We start from the raw sequence: 18,729 nt of genomic DNA, 5'->3' as shown, positions 1-18,729 counted from the left end.
AGGTCGACTGCGGCTTGGATGATCTAGAACGGCCAGACGAGCATCAACATGGGCACGCCGACGAGGACCACGATCAGCGACAGCGGTGCGCCCAGCCGCCAATAGTCGCCGAACTTGTAGCCGCCGGGTCCCATGACCAGCGTGTTGCACTGATGGCCGATGGGCGTGAGGAAATCGCAGCCGGCGCCAATGGCGACGGCCAGCAGGAAAGCCTCGGGCGCATAACCGAGGTCGGTGGCGAAGGTGGCGGCGATGGGCGCCATGACCAGCACGGTGGCGGCATTGTTGAGAAACGGCGTGACCGCCATGGCAGCAACCATGATGAGGGCGAGGGCGCCCCAGCCGGGTAGCGTGCTGGCCGTCATGGAGAGCCAGCTGGCGATGATCTCGGTGCCGCCGGTGGCACGCAGCGAGTCCGAAACCGGAATGAGGCAGGCCAGCATGATCAGGATGGGAGGATCGAGCTGGGCGTAGACATCGCGCAGGGGGATCGAGCGGCTCAGCACCATGGCCACCGCAGCGGCAAAGAAGGCCGGGGCGACCGGCACGATGCCCAGCGCGGTGGCCGCCATGGCGACGAGCAGGATGAGCAGCGGGACAAGGCCATTGCGTACGCTGCCGAGGCGCAGGCCGCGTTCGACCAGCGGCAGGCAATCCCACTCGCGAAGCAGTTCCGGCAGGCGCTTGAGGTGACCCTGCAGCAGGATGACATCGCCGTTCTGGAAACGAATCTGGCCCAGGCGTTCGGTGAAGCGCTGGTCGCGGCGGCTGACGGCGAGCAGGTTGAGGCCGGTGCGATCGAACAGCGTCAATTCCTGCGCCGTGGCGCCGATCAGGGCGGAGGTCTCGCCGATGACCGCTTCAATAATGCCGATATCGGCGGCGTCCTTGGTGGCTGCGCCGCGACGCTCGGAGAAGATCAGCCCGGACTGCGACACCATCTTGTCGAGGGCTTCGGGGTCACCTTCGATCATCAGGATATCGCCGGCGCGCAGCTTGGCATCGGGCAGGGGCGTGCGGCCCTGGCCGGAGGCGCTGACAAGGCGGGTGATCATGGCCTGGCCATCGGCGCTGGCATGGATGTCGCCCACGGTCTTGCCGATGGCGGCGGAGTCCTCGATGACGCGCGCTTCGGTGGTGTAGTTCTTGATCTCGATGGCTCGGTCGAGGCCACTGTCTTCGCGCTTGCGCTCGGGCAGGAGCCGGTAGCAGAGCGCGAGGAAGATGATGCCCACGATCGACAGGGCCAGACCGACCGGGGTGTAGTCGAACATGCCGAATGCTTGACCGGTCATCTCCTGGCGAACGCGCGAGACGATGATGTTGGGCGACGTGCCGATCTGTGTCATGAGCCCGCCCAGCAGCGAGCCGAACGACATCGGCATCAGGAAAAGGGAAGGCGAGACACCGGATTTTCGCGCCATCTGGAAGGCGATGGGCATCATGATCGCCAAAGCACCGATATTCTTGACGAAGGCGCTGAGGATGGTGACCACTACGACCAGCAGGATGAGTTGGGCGCGTGGGGTGGAGATGTTTGGCGCGAAGCGGCGGATCGCCAATTCCATGATGCCGGAGCGTGACACCGTGGCGCTCACGATGAGTGCGCTAGCGACGATGATAACGATGTCGTCGGAAAAGCCGCTGAATGCCTCCGTCGGCGGCACCACACCCAGGGCAAGCGCCGCGAGCAGGGCCCCGACCGCAACCACGTCATATCGCCACCGCCCCCAGATGAAGGCGACCATCATGGCGCCGATGATCAGGAAGGCGAAGGTTTGCGGAAGAGTCATTGCGATTCCGTTGCTGGCGGCGCTGCCCTCGTAACACACAGCAGCGGTCTGCGAGCGGCAAGGGCCAAAATCGTCGTTGGGTGGTGTATAGGGATGGAACCAAATCAGGGCGCCACTCGGCGCGGAGGACGTTTGATGAAGCAGCTTTTCACCACGCTCGGGCCGCGCAGCAAGGATCAGCTCGGCATTATCCTGCCGCACGAGCATGTGTTCGTCGACCTGCGGACGCCTGATCAGCCAGGATATGCCGAAGCGGATGAGGCCGATGTGGTGGCGCTGATGGCGCCGCAAATCGAGGCGATCAAAGCGCAGGGTGTGACGGCCTTGGTCGAGTGCTCGACCGGTGGCGTGGGCCGTCGGGCGGACATGGACCTGGCGGTATCGCTGGCAACGAACTTCCCGATCGTGGTGCCGACGGGGAATTATCGCGAGCCCTGGATTCCGGAATGGGTCGGCAGAGCCAGCGAGGGCGAGCTAGAGGCCTGGATGCTCCGCGAGCTCAACGAGGGGATGGACGATACCGGCGTGCAGGCCGGATGGATCAAGCTCAGCGCCGGTGACGACGGGATTACCCGCCTGGAGGAGCGCATTTTGCGGGCAGCGGCACGGGCGGCCAGGGCGACGGGGGCGGTGATCGGCTCGCATACGATCAAGGGGCGGGTGGTGATGGACCAGCTCGATATCATCGAAGGCGAGGGCTATACGGCCAGCCGGTTTATCTCGATCCATACGCAGGCGGAGCCGGATTTCGAGATGCATAAGGCGGTGGCGGCGCGCGGGGCGTGGATCGAGTACGATAATATCGGTTGGGTGCCGGACGAAGAGACGCTGCCGCGCATCCTGCGGGCGCTGGCGGCGGGTCTCGGCGGGCAGTTGCTGCTGAGCCACGATATGGGCTGGTTCGATCCGGCGCAGCCTGGTGGCGGCACGCCACGGCCGTATACAACGCTGTTTGGCAGCATCGTGCCCAAGCTGCGGGAGGCTGGGGTGGAGGAGGCGATGATCGTGCGGCTGACGGAGGAAAATCCGTTCGAGGCGTTTGCGCGGTAGACGGCGAAGACGAGTTTCGTTGGATACCCCCACCTAACCTCCCCTGATAGGGGGAGGAATCCGTTCAGCGGGGTGCGCCGGATTGAGTTCCCACTGAGGCTGGAACGGTTTCGCCCTAAACCCAGGACGTGCGGTGGCGGATTGATCAGTGCTAGATCAGGAAGGCCGCCCGATACTCCCTCGGTGTCGTGCCTTTCAGCGCTTTGAACTGGCGGTTGAAATTGGCCAGCGAGTCGTAGCCGACTTCGCCGGCGATGGTGCCGATCGGGGTGGCGCCCGATGACAGCAAGGCGCAGGCGCGGCCGATGCGCAGGCGGATCAGGTATTGGCTCACGGTTTGGCGGGTATGGCGCAGGAAGGTGCGATGCAGGCCTGAGGGGCTGAGGGCGGCGATGTCGGCGAGCTGCGGGATAGTGATCGGTTCGGCGAAGTGCTGGTGGATGTGGTTGAGCACGCGATCGATGCGGCCACGATCGGCGGATGCGGGGGCCAGTTCGGGCGCGGTGACGGACAGGGGCGTAGCGGCGCGATCGTCGGCGAGGCGGGTCAAAACGGTCACCAAGCGCAGGAAGCGCTCGACTGGCGGCTGGGTAAACAGATCTTCGATCAACGGGCGGACCGCCGCAGCGGCTTCCGGCGTGAACTGGAGGCCGGTGGCGGCGCGGGCGAGCATGGCGCCGACGCTGCGCAGCTCAGTGTTGGCAGTGAGCCGTTCGGCCCATTCGGGCAGGAACCACATCACCAGAGCGACATGCGGCTCGGCCTGATCGGGCCGTTCCAGGGAATGCCAGGTGTGCGGCAGGTAGGGGCCGATGAGGACGAGGTCGCCTTCGTCGTAGCGGCCGATATGGTCGCCGATGAAGCGCTGGCCCCGTGAATTGAGGGTGAGGGTGAGCTCGAACTCGGGGTGGTGGTGCCATTGGAACGGAATGCCGTCATCGAGGCGCCGGTTGAGCATGGCCCAGGACGCGTCGTCGGCGGTGGTGAGGTGCTCCAGATAGGGCTTCATGTGGCGCGGGTTTGGCTCGATAGGCCAGAATAGTATCAATACTGGCCAGCCGTGGGCAAGCCTGCCGGGCTTTGGCAGGCTACGGTTGCTTCATCAGCAAGCCCCGAGGGGACAGCACATGGGAGCGAGACATGCAGCCGACCACCAAACGCGACAGCCATCCGACCACGCAGGTGGTGACCACTCAGCTCAAGGATATCGTCAAGAAGCTACCGCTGCGGGTGCTGAGCCCGGAAGACTGGGAGCATTGGGTGACCAAGGGCTATGTGATTGTTCGCGGTGCGGTGCCGCAGGAAAATGTCGAGCGGCTCAAGGCTTTGCTCTGGGAGTTTGATGAAAAGGATCCGGGCGACCAGACGACGTGGTACGCGCCGCAGCGGCGCGATCACATCATGAAGGAGCTCAACGGCACTGGCATGGTGGAGATCTATAACCACCAGTTGCTGTGGGATAACCGCATGGAGCAGCGCGTCTATGACGCATTCGTCGATATTTGGGACATGGAGGAGCTGTGGACCAGCATCGACCGCGCCAACCTCAACGTGCCCAAGAAGGTGCATGGCAACCCGAACGGGTTCATCCACTGGGACAGCGACACGTCGCTCGATCCGCTGCCGATTGGCGTGCAGGGGGTGTTAAGCCTGGTCAAGCAGGATGGCGATGTCGGCGGCTTCCAGTGCATTCCGGAGCTGTTCTATGACTTCGACAATTGGGTGAAGACGCAGCCCGATGATCGTGACCCGATGCACCCGGACACTACCGGGCTCAAGATCACCAATATCGAGATGGAGGCGGGCGATCTGATGATCTTCAATACGCTGCTGGCGCATGGGGTGCGGCCGAACCACTCCAAGGACCGGGTGCGGATGGCACAGTACATTTCGATGTTCCCGGCCGATGAGGGCAATATCGCCGAGCGCACCGAGCGGGTGCGGCTGTGGCGGGAGCTCGATCATCCGCGGCGCGACGCTTTTCCGGGCGACCCGCGCGAGTGGGAGAAGAAGAATGCCGAGACGGCAAAGCTGACGCCGCTGGGTGAGAAGCTGCTGGGGCTCAAGAGCTGGCATTAGGCGCCGCGCAAACTCGATCGGTTCCCCTTGATGGGGAGGGTTAGGGTGGGGTGGGGCCGAGTGCTCGGTGTTCGTGACTCACCCCCGCCCTTGATCCCTCCCCACAAGGGGGAGGGAGACGACTGCGGGGCCGGTTCGCAGCACGAAATTTCAACGCTGCTGCCCCATTGAGAATATGCCACGTGTTCAGGCAGTTGGCGCTTGAAGTGCCGCCTGCTACACCGCGCGCCAATGTCCAGCGTTCTTCCCTTTATCAAGCGGTTCGTGCCCGGCCTGGCGCCTGTCAGCCTGGGTGAGCGGCTGCGCGCGTCGATCGGGGCGCTGATCGGGATTTTGGTGACGGGCCTCGTGGCCAGCCTGGCGCTGGGTGGCGGCACCGATGTGCCGCTGCTGATCGCGCCGATGGGGGCGTCGGCGGTGCTGCTGTTCGCGGTGCCGACCAGTCCCCTGGCGCAGCCGTGGTCGATCATCGGCGGGAACACGGTTTCGGCGCTGATCGGGGTCACGTGCGCGCGTTATGTAGGCGATCCGATGGTTGCTGCCGCGCTGGCGGCGGGCCTGGCGATCGCTGCGATGATGGCGCTCAAATGCCTGCATCCGCCGAGCGGCGCGGTGGCGCTGACGGCGGTGCTGGGCGGGCCGGCGATCCAGGCAGCGGGCTATGGCTTTGTGCTGTGGCCGGTGGGCGTGAACTCGCTGCTGCTCTTGGGTGCGGCGCTGCTGTTCAACAATCTGACGGGGCGGCGCTATCCGCATCTGGCGCCGGCGGTAAGCAATCCGCACCGCACGGCCGACCCGCTGCCAACGGGACGGCTGGGGGTGACGAGCGAGGACATCAGCGCCGTGCTGGCCCAGTACGATCTCGTGTTGCCCGTCGCGACCGATGACCTGGAGGATATCCTGCATCGGGCCGAGCAACGGGCCTATGACCGCCGTTCCGGCGGGGTGACCTGTGCGCAGGTAATGAGCCGGGACGTGCAATCGGTCGGCCCCAAGACCAGCCTGCGCGAAGCGTTGCGGCATTTGCGGGAGCATCACATCAAGGCGCTGCCTGTGGTCGACCTCGACAACCGGGTCATTGGCATCCTGACGCAGACCGATCTGCTCGACAAAGCCGATTGGGGCATGTCGTCTACGGGTTCGGGGCTTGGCTGGCGGCTGCGCGCAATCAGCAATTCGGATCGCGCGCTCAAGGGCAAGGTCGAGGATATCATGAGTGCGCCGGTGAAGGCCGCGCGGCCGGAGACACATATTGCGCAGATCGTGCCCTTCATGGCCGATGCGGGGCTACATCACCTGCCGGTGGTGGATGCGGATGGGCGGCTGGTGGGCATGGTCACGCAGTCGGACGTGATGGCGGCGATGTTCGCTGTGTCGGCCGACGCGGGGCCTCTAGCGCCAGCCGGCCCTGGCCTCGAGGGCTGATTTCAGCACCAGCGTCAGAACGGCCATCAGCGCCAGCGTCGAGGCGGCGGCGAAGGAGCCGGTGACGTTGAAGTCGTTGAAGAGCTGGCTGATCTGGAGCGGCAGGGTGTTGGTCTGGCCGCGGATCGAGCCGGAGACCACCGAGACGGCGCCGAATTCGCCCATGACGCGCGCATTGGTCAGGATGGCGCCATAGATGATGGCCCATCGGATATTGGGCAGGGTCACGTGCCAGAACATTTGCCAGCCATTGGCGCCGAGCGACAGGGCCGCCTCCTCGTCTTCAGTGCCTTGCTGCTGCATCAGCGGGATCAGTTCGCGCGCCACGAACGGGGCGGTTACGAAGAGGCTGACCAGGATGATCGCGGTGACCGTGAACATGAGCTGGATGTTGGCGGCCTGCAGCGCGGGCCCGAGCAGGCCCTGACCGCCATAGAGGAACAGATAGACCGTGCCGGCGACGATGGGGCTGACGGCGGCCGGGAGTTCGATAATGGTGATCAGCAATTGCCGGCCGCGGAAGCGGAAGCGGCCGACCAGCCAGGCAATGCAGACGCCGACCACGACATTGATCGGCACGACGATCAGCGCGGTGAGCACGGTGAGGCCGATGGCGTGGAGGGTCGTGGGCTCGGCGATGTTGGCGAGATAGGTGCCCACACCCTCGCGCAGGGCGAAGGCGAAGATGACCGCAAGCGGCACGACCAGCATCAGGCCGGAGAGGATGAAGGCCAGGGCGATGAGGGCGATTTCGGACGGGGAGCGAGCGAGCTTTGTGGTCATGGCGAGATACCCCCACCCTCATTCCCTCCCCACAAGGGGGAGGGAAGCCTGGCCAGTGACTGCGGCTGCATGGTGCCACCGAGCGATGCCCCATCGCCTCCCTCCCCCTTGTGGGGAGGGAATGAGGGTGGGGGTGCTTCGGTAACCCACCGCATCACCGGCTCCGATCCGCGTAGCGCACTTGCCAGGCTTGCAGTGCGTTGGTGATGGCCAGGGTGATGAAGGCGGCGAGGAGCAGGACGAAGGCGAGGGCGGCGGCGCCTTCGTAATTGTATTCGTCGAGGCGGATGAAGATCAGTAGCGACACGATCTCGGTCAGACCGGGCAGGTTGCCGGCGATGAAGACGACGGCGCCGAACTCACCCAGTGAACGGGCGAAAGACAGCACGCAGCCAGCCATGAAGGCGGGGAGGATGGTGGGCCAGATGACGCGGGCGAAAATCTGCCAGCGGGTGGCGCCGAGGGTACGCGCGGCTTCCTCCAGATCGATCTGGATGTCTTCGAGCACGGGCTGAACGGCCCGCACGACGAAGGGGATCGAGGTGAAGGTCATGGCGATAATGATGCCAATCTGGGTGTAGTTGACCTTTAGCCCGTTAGGCTCGAGGAACTGGCCATACCAGCCGGTCTTGGCGAACAGGGTGACGAGCACCAGGCCAGCCACGGCGGTGGGCAGCGCGAAGGGCAGGTCGACCAGGGCGTCGAGGATGCGCTTGCCGGGAAAACTGTAGCGCGTCAGCACCCAGGCCAGCAGCAGGCCGAAGGCGCCGTTGAAGGCGGTGGCCGCCAGCGCCGAGGTGAAGGTGATGCGATAGGCTGCGAGGGAGCGGTTGGAGGCGACGATTCGCCAGAATTCCTCCCAACCCATGCCGGCGACCTTGAGCAGCATGGCCAGCAAGGGCAGGGCGATGATCACCGTCAGATAGAGCATGGAGATGCCAAGCGTCAGCCCGAAGCCGGGCAACAGATGCTTGCTGCGTTTCGATGCCATCAGGTTTCCTCGAGATGCCTATTCAAAACGTCATTGCCCGGCTGGTCCGGGCAATCCATGGTCAACAATGGATCACCGGGACAAGCCCGGTGATGGCGAGGGTTAGGAGCGGTCGGCTCGCGGCCACCTACTGATTGAGAAAAACCTTGTCGAGCAGGCCGCCGTCGGCGAAGTGCTCCTCGGAGGCCTTCTTCCAGCCACCATAAGCGTCTTCCACCGTCACGAGGCGAACCTCGGGGAAGTCGGCGGCGTGGGCGGCGAGGACGGCGGCGTCCTGGGGACGGTGGAAATTGGCGGCTGCGACTTCCTGGCCTTCCGGCGTGAAGAGGAAATCGAGATAGGCCTTGGCCAGATCGCGGCTCCCGCGGCTATCGACGACCTTGTCGACGATGGCGACCGGGAATTCGGACAAGAAGCTCACGGACGGAATGACGGCATCATATTTGTCAGCGCCGAGCTGCTTGCGCACGCTTAGTACTTCGGCCTCGAAGGTGACCAGCACGTCGCCCAGTTCACGCTCGGTGAAGGCGGTGGTGGCAGCGCGACCGCCGGTCTCGAAGACCGGAACGTTCGAGAACAGCTTGGTGAGGAATTCCTCGATCTTGGCCTCGTCGCCGGCATATTCCTCGGTCGCCCAGGCGCGGGCCGCCAGATAGGTGTAGCGGCCATTGCCCGAGGTCTTGGGGTTGGGGAAGATCACCTGCACGCCATCGGCGGCCAGATCGCCCCAGTCGCTGATGCCCTTGGGATTGCCCGACCGAACCAGGAAGGCCGGGAAGGAGTAGAAGGGCGCGGCGTTATTGGGGAACTGCGTGGACCAGTCGGCTGCGACGAAGCCGCCTTCGACCAGCTTGTCGATATCGGTAACCTGATTGAAGGTCACGACGTCGGCGGCCAGGCCTTCGAGCACGGCGCGGGCCTGCGCGGACGAGCCGGCATGGGACTGGTTGATGGTCACCGTCGCGCCTGACGCGGCATAGGCCGCGTTCTCGGCTTCGAACAGCTCACGGGCAATGTCATAGGAGGCGTTGAGGATATCGGTCGGCTGGGCGAAGGCCGGGGTGCCGCCGAGGGCGAGGGCCGCAACGGCGGCGGCGAGGAGCTTGTTCATTGACGCTGGTATCCAACGATTGAAAGAGACGTTGGTGGTCAGATGCAATGGCAGTTCTACAGGCGTCCAGCGGTAAAGCACTGTTTCGGATGAGTAATTTACGGGTGGCTGGGCGGTCGAAAAGAGATTGCCTAAACCAGCCCGGCGGCGCGATTTCGTTTCCGAAGACGGGCGGCCACGTGGAGGTGGCCGCCCGGCACGCTAACGCGCTACGGCGCGCCCGACAAAGATGATAATGCAGGCGCCAATGAAGCCGGCAATCAGGTAGCCAATCCAGCCGCCGAATGAGATGCCGAGCAGACCGAAGACCAGGCTCGCCAGGACGGCGCCGACGATACCCAGAATAACATTCTTGAGCACGCCGCCACCGGCATTCATGAACATGCTGGCCAACCACCCGGCAAGACCGCCGATGATGATGGCTGCCAGCCAACCTACGCCGTCAAAAGCCATATTCCATTCTCCTCAAAATGGACTCGCAACACGAGGAGCGTGTCACAGGTCCGGTGGAATGCAAAATGGCAGGGCCGGACAGGCAAAAGGCGCCGCGAGCGGCGCCTTCAAAATGATTCCGAAAATAGCCGTAAGGCGTTGGAAACGCTTAGTTCAGCGCCTTCGCGGGCTCGGCAAACAGGTCGTATTCGTCGCTGTCGGTGACGACGACGTCGAGCATGTCGCCGGGCTTGATGCCATCGGCGTTGCTGATGATGACCTGGCCGTCGATCTCGGGCGCGTCCCACTTGGAGCGGGCGATGGCCTTGTTGGCTTCGGGCTGGACGTCGTCGACCAGGACCTGAATGGTGCGGCCGACCTTCTTGGCGAGTTGGCCGGTGGAGACGTTCTGGGCGACTTCCATCAGGCGCTCGAAGCGGTCCTGCATGACGTCATCAGGGACGATGCCTTCCAACTCATTGGCCGGGGCGCCAGTGACGGGCTCGTATTTGAAGCAGCCGGCGCGATCGATCTCGGCTTCCTCGATGAAGTCGAGCATCATCTCGAAATCTTCCTCGGTCTCGCCGGGGAAGCCGACGATGAAGTTGGATCGTACAGTCAGATCAGGGACTTGGCGCTTCCAGTCGAGAATTCGATTCAGGGTCTTTTCCTGATGGGCCGGGCGGCGCATGGCCTTCAGCACCTTCGGGGAGGCGTGCTGGAAGGGGATGTCGAGGTAGGGCAGCACCAGGCCATCGGCCATCAGCTCCATCACCGCGTCGACATGCGGGTAGGGGTAGACATAGTGCAGGCGCACCCAGGCGCCGAGCTGGCCCAGTTCCTTGGCGAGATCGTAGAACTTCGCCTTGACCGGCCGTCCGCGATAATTGCTCTCGGCATATTTGATGTCGACGCCATAGGCCGACGTGTCCTGGCTGATGACCAGCAGCTCCTTGACGCCGGAGCGGATCAGGCCTTCGGCTTCGCCGAGGACGCCCGCGGCGGGGCGGGAGGCGAGATCGCCGCGGATCTGGGGGATGATGCAGAAGGAGCAGCGATTGTTGCAGCCTTCGGAAATCTTCAGATAGGCATAGTGGCGCGGCGTCAGCTTGAGGCCGGTCTCGGGCACGAGATCGACGAACTTGTTCGGCACCGGCGGCAGATGCTCGTGAACGGCGCTGACGACGTTCTCGTATTGATGCGGGCCGGAAATGGCGAGCACGGAAGGATGGGTCTTGCGGATCAGTTCTTCTTCGACGCCCAGGCAACCGGTGACGATGACCCGGCCGTTCTCGTTGAGGGCTTCGCCGATGGCTTCGAGCGATTCCTGCTTGGCAGAATCGAGGAAACCGCAGGTGTTGACGAGGACGATATCGGCGCCGGCATAGTCGCGGCTGAACGAATAGCCCTGCGACCGGAGCGTCGACATGATGCGTTCGCTATCGACGAGGGCTTTGGGGCAGCCGAGGCTGACGAGGCCAATTTTTGGCGCTTGGCTCATGTGAGCGAAAATATCCGATGTGGGAATTGTTGCGCGCGTCATACAGAAAGTTTGACGGTTACGCAATGTGACTGCCTCCCGCATGGGGCAAAGCAGGCCTTCCAATTATGGCGAACACGCAGACTTGAATGTTCACAATGGCGAACAGTGCGTCCGCTGTTTGTCCGGTATTGGCCCGCAATCTATTGCTTTAGTGGGCTTTTGTCCGATGCGCCGGTTGGGGTGGCGCGGATCTCAAAGCTCAAAGGAGCACACAACATGTTCGATCGTCTCTCCGCCTATGCGCCGCAGGCCCTCGCCGTGCTGCGGATCGTCACCGCCCTGCTGTTCATTGCGCACGGCACGCAGAAGCTGCTGGGCTTCCCCGCCACAGACATGCAGCCGCCGCTGATAAGCATGTTTGGCGCAGCCAGCATTATCGAGATCGTCGCCGGTCTAATGATCCTGGTCGGGTTCTTCACCCGTCCGGCAGCGTTTATTGCCTCGGGCACCATGGCTGTGGCCTATTGGATGATCCACGCGCCGATGAACACCTTCCCAGTGAACAATGGTGGCGACGCCGCCATCCTGTTCTGCTTCGTGTTCCTTTACCTGGTCTTCGCCGGCCCGGGCGCCTGGAGCGTCAACAAGCAGTAGATTGGTTCGCAGAAATGAGAAGGCCGCCGTGATGGATGTCACGGCGGCCTTTTTGTTTGTAGGTGGTTTGGGTGTGGCGGTGGATGGGGTGTGGCGCAGAACGCTCAGCTCACATCCTTGGGCGGAGGCGTGCGGCGGGCGGTGCGGCGGGGCTTGAACACTTCGCCGGGGCCGGTGGCCGGAGTGCGGATGGTTTCGCCAGATGGAGAGACATATGGCGCCGGATCGGTTGCAGGGGTGATGTATTCGTCGGCCTCGGCATAGTCGACGCCGTCGCTGCCTTCCTCGGCGAGGTCGCGGATGGCGTCGCGGACTTCATCGAGCAGCGAGGCCGAATAGCGCGAGCGATTGACGGTCTCACCACTCTGCTCGTGGGTCTTGAACCAGACCAGCAGACCCTCGCAGGTGATGCGCAACGCTACCAGCGACAGCAGGCCGAACACGGCGATTTCGAGCAGGCCCCAGAGGCCGTTGCCGAAGCCGAAGCCGAAACTCCAGAAGAAGTGGCTGACGGCCCAGAGCAGTATGCCCGCCAGTCCGAGCGCATAGAGGATGGGCACCAGCTTGGGCGACAGGATGGCGTCGAGCCGGAACAGGGTTTGCCGGGTGAAAAGGCGCTTCAGGTCATCCAGGGTCATGTCGTCCTCCAGAGGGCGATTCGATCTTTACGCAACTTGGCCATGCGGGGCAGTGCTGACAAGGCCTTGCTCGCTTGCGGCAATGGTGGGGCCGAAGCGGCGTTCGAAGGTGGCGCGCAGCACCGAATCGACTTCGGGCATGGAGACGAGCTGCCCCAGATCCTCGAAGCTGGTGACGCCCTGGTCGGTGATGCCGCAGGGGACGATGCCGTCATAATGGGTCAGGTCTGGCGCAACGTTGAGTGAAATGCCGTGGAAGGTGACCCATTTGGAGACCCGGACGCCGATGGCGGCGATCTTGTCTTCCTTCTGCGGGCCCTTGTCCGGACGCTGTACCCAGACGCCGATGCGGCCGTCGCGACGTTCGCCGGTGACATTGTGCGCCGCCAGCGTGTCAATCACCCAGCCTTCGAGGCCCTGGACCAGGCAGCGGATATCGCGGCCGCGCTGGGTCAGGTCGAGCATGACGTAGGCCACACGCTGGCCGGGGCCGTGATAGGTGTATTGGCCACCGCGCCCGGCATCGTAGACCGGGAAGCGGTCGGACAGCAGGTCCTCGGGCACAGCCGAGGTGCCAGCGGTGTAAAGTGGTGGGTGCTCAATGAGCCAGATGGCCTCTTCGGCTTCGCCGGCCGCGATGGCGGCCGCACGCGCCCGCATGGCCTCAAGGGCAACGGGGTAGGGCACCGGGGTGGATGAAATGATCCACTGCACCGGGCGGCGATCGCTCCGTGCCAGTTTGTTACTGGTTTCGCAGCCGATCGGCTCTTGCGTTAACGCTTCCATAACCATGCTTGCCAGACAGTTACCCTTGAGAGATTCAGCGGCCGCACTCTTGCGTGCCGGGCCGAGGTTGCAGACTTATCTATGAGCACATTAGACAATATTGAAGTGGACATCACGGTCGAACTCGGCGCGACGACCATGCCGATCCACCATTTGCTGCGCATGGGCCGCGGCGCGGTGATCGAGCTGGACGCGAACGAGAACGATCCGCTGAACGTCTACGCCAACAATACGCTGATCGCGCATGGCGAAGTCAGCGTCGAAGACGGGCATTTGCGCGTGCAGATTACCGAAAAGGTTCTCCGCCGCGGCTAGGGGCACCGCCTTTCCGGTAATGCCGGCCTGCAAGACGCGGTGTGCTGCGCTTCCGGCCTCACGTACTTGGGCACGCTCCGCTCCGGTTCTCGCACACCACGCCTTTTGACTCGGCCTGACCGGAAACTCGACGTCCCTAGTGCTCCTTCCGACCATCGAATGGGAAATCTCGATTTAAGCGCTTGAGGTTGTGGGAGACCTTTGCTACATCCCCACTCGCTTCGCCCCCGGGCGTGGCTCTACCAAGCGTGCGGTCGTGGCGGAATTGGTAGACGCGCAGCGTTGAGGTCGCTGTGTCGCAAGACGTGGAAGTTCGAGTCTTCTCGACCGCACCAATAATCGAAAAAGCCGTGCAATCCCTGGGATTGCGCGGCTTTTCGTTTTCGGGCCAGTTGCCGAGCATTGATGGGCCTTGCGAACTCTTGCGATGGGGTGTTCCATCGGCCGCTGGCACTGTCTTGTGCGGAGGTGGTTATGAGCAGCAGGCACTTTGTGGTTTCGCAGCGGGAATCCTGGCAGTTCAGCTACAAAGGCGAGATCGAAGCGCCTTTCCCGTCCAAGAAAGCGGCCATCACCGCTGCTATTGCGGCCGCTCGGGAGTTGGGCGAGGACGATGTCGAGGTTCTGGTCCGCGATGGCGAGATGAAGACCGAGACGGTCTGGCGCCCCGGCTCGGGAGCGATATCAGAGGCGGAGAGCGCCGAGCTGGCGACCGAAATCGAGAGAGAACGCGACGCCTGAAGGCACATCGCCCCCAGCAAAAGGCCGCCCTTTCGGACGGCCTTTTGTTTATGGAGTGGTCGTTGGAGCCGCGGGGGCCGCGGTATCTGCCGGTGGGGCTGCGGTGTCGGTGGCCGGAGCCGCAGAATCGGCAGGGGGTGCGTCCGCGCTATCGGCCGGAGCGCTGCCGCCACAGGCGGCCAGCGCCAGGGCGAGAACAATCGCGACGGGGGCGAGCAAAGTCTTCGACATGAGATTACCTCGGTTTGGTTCTTTGCGTTATTGCGGTCTTCAAACGTCCGTGAAGCTAGGGTCGCAATGGGGCAAAGATGGGGAGGCGAAGTTTCGGAGGACGCCGGCTGGCTAGTCGTCCAATCCCGGCGTGACCAGAGGGCGCTGGGCGGCCAGGGTTTTCGGTGCCTTGAAGCGCCAGGCATCCTCGAGACGCAGCGCGAGTTCCTCGTCAGCTATGGCGGCAAGGCGGATGAGTACTGCGGGCCAGCCGACATAGTGGTCGGTCTCGAAATAGGTATCGGGCGAGATCTCCATCAACAGTGTCTTCTGCTCGGACGGGCAGAGCAGCACCAGGGTCTGGGCATCCTTGAGGCGGACGAAGGATTTGTCCTTCACCTTGAGGGCCGGCGTGCCGTAGCTGGTCGAACGGGACACGCCGGGCAGACCGCGTATCTCCGCGAGCGTTTCGATGCGAGTAAACACCTGGTCGAGATCGGGATCGGCGCTCATGGCTCGCATCCTCCACACGGTTGCGAAGTTTTCCGGGTAACCACCTCAAATCGCGCTTCTTAGTCTGGCGCATCGCCAAGCGATTGGCTACAGCTTGATTGCCCCCGAAACCCGGACACACAAAGGGCTCCCAATGAGCATAGACGTCGAGACCGAGCCCGGTGCTGTTCCGGGGATTGATCCCAATGCGCTTCGCGACAGCGAAGATCGCATCAGTCCGCTCTGGCTTGAACGTCTGCGCGCCTATTTGGCTGCCGGACGGAACGACGACGTCGCGACGGTCATGGAGCCGCTGCATGCGGCCGACGTGGGCGACGTGCTGGAATCGCTCGACGCGGATGAGCGCGTAGAACTGGTGCGCGTGCTCGGCGACCGGTTCGACTATTCGGCGCTGACCGAGGTCGACGAAAGCGTTCGCGTCGACCTTATGGACGCGCTGCCCAATGCGGAAATCGCGCGCGGCGTGACCGGCCTCGATAGCGACGACGCCGTGGCCATTCTCGAAGACCTGGAGCAGGAGGATCGCGACGAGGTTCTGGCCAAGCTGCCGACCTTCGAGCGGTTGAGCCTCAAGCGCAGCCTCGATTTTCCTGAAGAATCCGCTGGCCGGCGGATGCAAACCGACTTCATCGCCATTCCGCCATTCTGGACGGTGGGGCAGACGATCGACTACCTGCGCCGCGAGAAGGACCTGCCGGACGAATTCTACCAGATCTACGTGGTCGACGCATCCTACCAGGTGCTGGGGACGATCCCGCTGGACCGGTTCCTGCGCTCGCAGCGCGCGACGGCGATCGAAGCGCTGATGAACACCAACTTCGTGCTCGTCGACGCCGACGAGGACCAGGAAGAGGCGGCCCGCGACTTCGAGCGCTACGACCTTGTCGAAGTCGGTGTGGTGGACGAGAGCAAGCGGCTGGTCGGCGTGCTCACCATCGACGATATCGTGGACGTGATCCACGAGGAGGCCGACGAGGATATCAAGCTGCTCGCCGGCGTGGGCGACGAGGATATTTCCGACTCCACCATCGACACCGTGCGCAGCCGCGTGCCGTGGCTGGTGGTCAATCTTTTCACCGCGCTGGCCGTATCCTTCGTCATCGGCCTGTTCGGCGCCACGATCGACCAGATGGTGGCGCTGGCGGTGCTGATGCCGATCGTCGCCTCGATGGGCGGCAATGCCGGCACCCAGACCATGACGGTGACCGTGCGCGCGCTGGCCATGCGCGAACTCGACGGGCGGCGACTGCGCCGGCTGATCGGGCGTGAAATGGTCGTGGGCTGGGCCAATGGCGTGATTTTCGCCATACTGATCGGTATTATCACCTGGCTGCGATTCAACGACATGCAACTGGGCATCGTCATTGCGCTGGCGATGATCATTAACCTGGTGGTGGCCGGCACGGCCGGCATCCTTATCCCGCTCACTCTCGACAAGTTCAAGGCCGACCCGGCCATCGCGTCCGCTGTATTCGTGACCACCGTCACCGACATGGTGGGCTTCTTCGCCTTCCTCGGCATTGCGGGGCTGTGGTTCGGGCTGTTCTAAGGTGACGGAAGCCAAGATCATCTTTGTCCACGGCGCGTCGAGCAGTGGCAAATCCACCATCGCACGCGGCCTGCAGGCTCGTTTGCCCGAGCCGTTCTGGCATATCTCGATCGACCATTTGCGCGATTCCGGGGTGTTGCCGATGGCGCGGTTCAAAAGCCGCGAGTTTGCCTGGCGCGAGGCGCGGAAACCGTTCTTCGACGGGTTTCATCGCTCGCTGGCGGCTTATGCCGGGGCCGGGAACAATCTGGTGCTCGAGCACATACTCGACACGCCGGGCTGGCTCGAAGAACTGGCGGTGCTGTTCGCGCCGTTCGATGTGTTCTTCGTGGGCGTGCATTGCAGCCTGCCGGAGCTGATCCGGCGCGAGGCAGCGCGCAAGGACCGGCCGGCAGGGAGCGCCGAACAGGACTTCCACACGATACACCGCGACATGCGCTACGATTTCGAGGTGCAGTCCGAGCTAGATGCCGATGAAAACGTGGGGCGGATCATCGCGGCGTGGCAGGGGCGGCAGGCGCCTTCGGCTTTTGCGCAGTTGCGGGCGGAGCGAGGCTTCTAGCAAGTTGCTGTGGATTGTCCGTGGTTGCAGAAAATGCCGCCTTTTACGCACAGGTCCCTTTAACCCTCGCGGTCCAGTGTGGGCGCGTCATTGGGCTTTGCCTGCGGCGGGGCTATGCCATTTGGGCGTAGCCCTCATGGCCTCCGCAGCAAAATCGCTCCGCGGAGCGATTTTGCCGATGGCCGCTGTGGAGTGTGGCAACTTCGCCGCTTGCAAAGCATTTATGACACGGTTAACGATTTGATACCGGGTGCAGCAGGTGCACAACACTAGCGGGTGCCCGGAGTGAACGGCTGACAAGGAGCGATCATGCGAAGTCAACCGAAGGCCACTATCTGGCGAGCAGCGACCTGGACTCTGGTCTGCCTGCTCTCAATGGGACTGGTTTTCTCCGTCGTTGCTGGCGTCTAGCGCTAGAGTTCTTCACTCACCAATTTAGAAGGGCGCCCGGGCCACTGGGGCGCCCTTCTTCTTTCCAGGGGTATTCACGATGAAGCTGCTGATCGGCAATCGCAACTATTCGAGCTGGTCGATGCGGCCCTGGCTGGTGCTGAAGCATTTCGACATTCCGTTCGAGGATGAGGTGCTGCAGCTTTCGGGCGAAGGGTTCCGCGATGTGCTGGCCCAGCGTTCGCCGACGGGCAAGGTGCCGGTGCTGTTCGACGGGGGCGTGGTGATCCCCGAGACTATCGCCATCATCGAGTACGCGGCCGACCTCTATCCGGAGCGAGGCATCTGGCCTCAAGATATCGGGCTGCGGGCGCAGGCGCGGGCGGCGGCCGCCGAGATGCACTCCGCTTTCCAGGCGCTGCGCAGCCATGCGCCGATGAACCTGCGGGCCTCGCATCCCGGCAAGGTGGCGATCGACACAGTGGCGCGCGACCTGCACCGGCTGGAAACGCTGTGGGGCGGGTTGCTGGCAGCTTCTGGCGGGCCTTTTCTGTTCGGAGCTTTCACTGGCGCCGATGCGATGTTTGCGCCGGTAGCGACGCGGATACGCACTTATGGATTGCCAGTGTCGGATCTGCTTGGCGAGTATGTCGAAGCGATCTATGCCCTGCCGGCCTTCCAGGAGTGGCGGGCGATGGCGTTGAAGGAGCCGTGGGTGGTGGACGACGACGAGATCGATGTGATCCAGGGCCGGGTAAAGCCGGGGACGCTGGCATGATCCACATGATCAAACTCTGCGTGGGGGTTTCGAGCTTCGAGGAGCTGGAAGGCTACCGCGACGAGCGGGCACATTGGTGGGACGCTGACTATGGCGAGGATGTGCATGTGCATCGCACGCGCATGATGCCCAAGCGCGCCGAGGAGATGGAGGGGCAATCCTCGATCTATTGGGTGATCTCGGGGCAGGTGGTCTGCCGGCAGCCTATCCTGCGGCTGGCCAAGTATACCGATGCCGAGGGCAAGGATTACTGCGACATCATCATGGCGCCTGACCTAGTGCGGACGGTGCCCTATCCCAAGCGACCGTTCCAGGGCTGGCGCTACCTGCGCCCGGAAGATGCGCCACCCGATATCGGCGCCAACGAGAATGCCGATTCCCTAGCCTTGGCTGCCGATCTGGCAAAGCTTGGCCTGATCTGAGGATCACGTCTACGCGCGGCGGGC

At 63.4% G+C, this 18,729-nt stretch carries 20 protein-coding genes and 1 tRNA gene; 11 read left to right on the top strand and 10 right to left on the bottom strand.

The window, feature by feature from the left end; genetic code table 11:
• Positions 1-23: 23 nt before the first annotated feature.
• Positions 24-1,793 carry an SLC13 family permease gene (locus MF606_RS11070; RefSeq protein ID WP_240229303.1) on the bottom strand — a complete coding sequence of 590 codons (1,770 nt, stop codon included), beginning with the start codon at positions 1,791-1,793 and terminating at the stop codon, positions 24-26.
• 135 nt (positions 1,794-1,928) lie between these two features.
• Between MF606_RS11070 and MF606_RS11065 the strand changes: the two genes are divergently transcribed.
• Positions 1,929-2,843 (top strand): phosphotriesterase family protein, encoded by a 915-nt coding sequence (locus tag MF606_RS11065; protein ID WP_240229302.1) that lies wholly within the window; start codon positions 1,929-1,931, stop codon positions 2,841-2,843.
• 151 nt (positions 2,844-2,994) lie between these two features.
• On the opposite strand, the gene MF606_RS11060 is transcribed toward MF606_RS11065, so the two are convergent.
• On the bottom strand, positions 2,995-3,852 hold the full coding sequence (locus MF606_RS11060; RefSeq protein WP_240229301.1) for a helix-turn-helix domain-containing protein: 858 nt from the start codon (positions 3,850-3,852) through the stop codon (positions 2,995-2,997).
• A 131-nt stretch (positions 3,853-3,983) separates the two neighbouring features.
• Here MF606_RS11060 and MF606_RS11055 point away from each other — a divergent pair, with 131 nt between their 5' ends.
• Together MF606_RS11055 and MF606_RS11050 are read left to right on the top strand one after the other, a co-directional pair.
• Positions 3,984-4,922, top strand: a complete 939-nt coding sequence (locus MF606_RS11055) for a phytanoyl-CoA dioxygenase family protein (protein ID WP_240229300.1) — start codon at positions 3,984-3,986, stop codon at positions 4,920-4,922.
• A gap of 231 nt (positions 4,923-5,153) precedes the next feature.
• Positions 5,154-6,347, top strand: coding sequence for an HPP family protein (locus MF606_RS11050; RefSeq protein WP_240229299.1), 1,194 nt, complete (start codon positions 5,154-5,156; stop codon positions 6,345-6,347).
• Here the strand turns inward: MF606_RS11050 and cysW are convergent.
• The 5 genes from cysW to rimO all read right to left on the bottom strand — a co-directional run bounded on the left by cysW (position 6,315) and on the right by rimO (position 11,165).
• Positions 6,315-7,130, bottom strand: coding sequence for a sulfate ABC transporter permease subunit CysW (gene cysW, locus MF606_RS11045; RefSeq protein WP_240229298.1), 816 nt, complete (start codon positions 7,128-7,130; stop codon positions 6,315-6,317). The two genes, MF606_RS11050 and cysW, sit on opposite strands and share 33 nt — an antisense overlap.
• A 154-nt stretch (positions 7,131-7,284) precedes the next feature.
• Complete coding sequence (cysT, locus tag MF606_RS11040) at positions 7,285-8,121, bottom strand: sulfate ABC transporter permease subunit CysT (RefSeq protein ID WP_240229297.1); 837 nt, start codon at positions 8,119-8,121, stop codon at positions 7,285-7,287.
• 127 nt (positions 8,122-8,248) lie between these two features.
• Entirely contained in the window at positions 8,249-9,232 is a 984-nt protein-coding gene (locus MF606_RS11035; protein WP_240229296.1) for a sulfate ABC transporter substrate-binding protein, read from the bottom strand.
• Positions 9,233-9,433: 201 nt separating this feature from the next.
• Complete coding sequence (locus MF606_RS11030; protein ID WP_240229295.1) at positions 9,434-9,685, bottom strand: GlsB/YeaQ/YmgE family stress response membrane protein; 252 nt, start codon at positions 9,683-9,685, stop codon at positions 9,434-9,436.
• Positions 9,686-9,833: 148 nt separating this feature from the next.
• Complete coding sequence (gene rimO / locus MF606_RS11025) at positions 9,834-11,165, bottom strand: 30S ribosomal protein S12 methylthiotransferase RimO (RefSeq protein WP_240229294.1); 1,332 nt, start codon at positions 11,163-11,165, stop codon at positions 9,834-9,836.
• 258 nt (positions 11,166-11,423) lie between these two features.
• Here rimO and MF606_RS11020 point away from each other — a divergent pair, with 258 nt between their 5' ends.
• Positions 11,424-11,801 (top strand): DoxX family protein, encoded by a 378-nt coding sequence (locus MF606_RS11020; protein WP_240229293.1) that lies wholly within the window; start codon positions 11,424-11,426, stop codon positions 11,799-11,801.
• Between the two features lie 104 nt (positions 11,802-11,905).
• Here the strand turns inward: MF606_RS11020 and MF606_RS11015 are convergent, their stop codons facing one another.
• Together MF606_RS11015 and lipB are read right to left on the bottom strand one after the other, a co-directional pair.
• Positions 11,906-12,439, bottom strand: coding sequence for a DUF4282 domain-containing protein (locus tag MF606_RS11015; protein ID WP_240229292.1), 534 nt, complete (start codon positions 12,437-12,439; stop codon positions 11,906-11,908).
• Positions 12,440-12,466: 27 nt separating this feature from the next.
• Entirely contained in the window at positions 12,467-13,231 is a 765-nt protein-coding gene (gene lipB, locus MF606_RS11010; protein WP_240229291.1) for a lipoyl(octanoyl) transferase LipB, read from the bottom strand.
• Between the two features lie 75 nt (positions 13,232-13,306).
• On the opposite strand from lipB, the gene MF606_RS11005 reads away from it, so the two are divergent.
• From MF606_RS11005 to MF606_RS10995, 3 genes are all read left to right on the top strand, one after another.
• Positions 13,307-13,540 (top strand): FliM/FliN family flagellar motor switch protein, encoded by a 234-nt coding sequence (locus tag MF606_RS11005; RefSeq protein ID WP_240229290.1) that lies wholly within the window; start codon positions 13,307-13,309, stop codon positions 13,538-13,540.
• Between the two features lie 250 nt (positions 13,541-13,790).
• A tRNA-Leu gene (locus tag MF606_RS11000) sits at positions 13,791-13,875 on the top strand.
• Positions 13,876-14,014: 139 nt separating this feature from the next.
• The gene (locus tag MF606_RS10995; RefSeq protein WP_240229289.1) at positions 14,015-14,281 is read left to right on the top strand and encodes a hypothetical protein; all 267 of its coding nucleotides are present in this window, start codon (positions 14,015-14,017) and stop codon (positions 14,279-14,281) included.
• A gap of 342 nt (positions 14,282-14,623) precedes the next feature.
• Here MF606_RS10995 and MF606_RS10990 read toward each other — a convergent pair whose 3' ends face one another.
• Positions 14,624-15,004: an MmcQ/YjbR family DNA-binding protein gene (locus MF606_RS10990; RefSeq protein WP_240229288.1), complete on the bottom strand. Its 381-nt coding sequence runs from the start codon at positions 15,002-15,004 to the stop codon at positions 14,624-14,626.
• Positions 15,005-15,137: 133 nt separating this feature from the next.
• Here MF606_RS10990 and mgtE point away from each other — a divergent pair, with 133 nt between their 5' ends.
• The 4 genes from mgtE to MF606_RS10970 all read left to right on the top strand — a co-directional run bounded on the left by mgtE (position 15,138) and on the right by MF606_RS10970 (position 18,705).
• Positions 15,138-16,553 carry a magnesium transporter gene (gene mgtE / locus MF606_RS10985; RefSeq protein WP_240229287.1) on the top strand — a complete coding sequence of 472 codons (1,416 nt, stop codon included), beginning with the start codon at positions 15,138-15,140 and terminating at the stop codon, positions 16,551-16,553.
• Between the two features lies 1 nt (position 16,554).
• Positions 16,555-17,115, top strand: a complete 561-nt coding sequence (locus MF606_RS10980; RefSeq protein WP_240229286.1) for a chloramphenicol phosphotransferase CPT family protein — start codon at positions 16,555-16,557, stop codon at positions 17,113-17,115.
• 490 nt (positions 17,116-17,605) lie between these two features.
• The gene (locus tag MF606_RS10975) at positions 17,606-18,283 is read left to right on the top strand and encodes a glutathione S-transferase family protein (protein WP_240229285.1); all 678 of its coding nucleotides are present in this window, start codon (positions 17,606-17,608) and stop codon (positions 18,281-18,283) included.
• Positions 18,280-18,705, top strand: a complete 426-nt coding sequence (locus MF606_RS10970; protein ID WP_240229284.1) for a DUF1489 family protein — start codon at positions 18,280-18,282, stop codon at positions 18,703-18,705. Before MF606_RS10975 ends, MF606_RS10970 begins: the two co-directional genes overlap by 4 nt.
• Positions 18,706-18,729 lie beyond the last annotated feature (24 nt).

Source organism: Devosia lacusdianchii, assembly GCF_022429625.1.
In the GTDB taxonomy this organism is placed as follows: Bacteria; Pseudomonadota; Alphaproteobacteria; order Rhizobiales; family Devosiaceae; genus Devosia; species Devosia lacusdianchii.
Note: the sequence above shows the minus strand (reverse complement) of the source record. Positions and strands in the feature narration are given on the sequence as shown.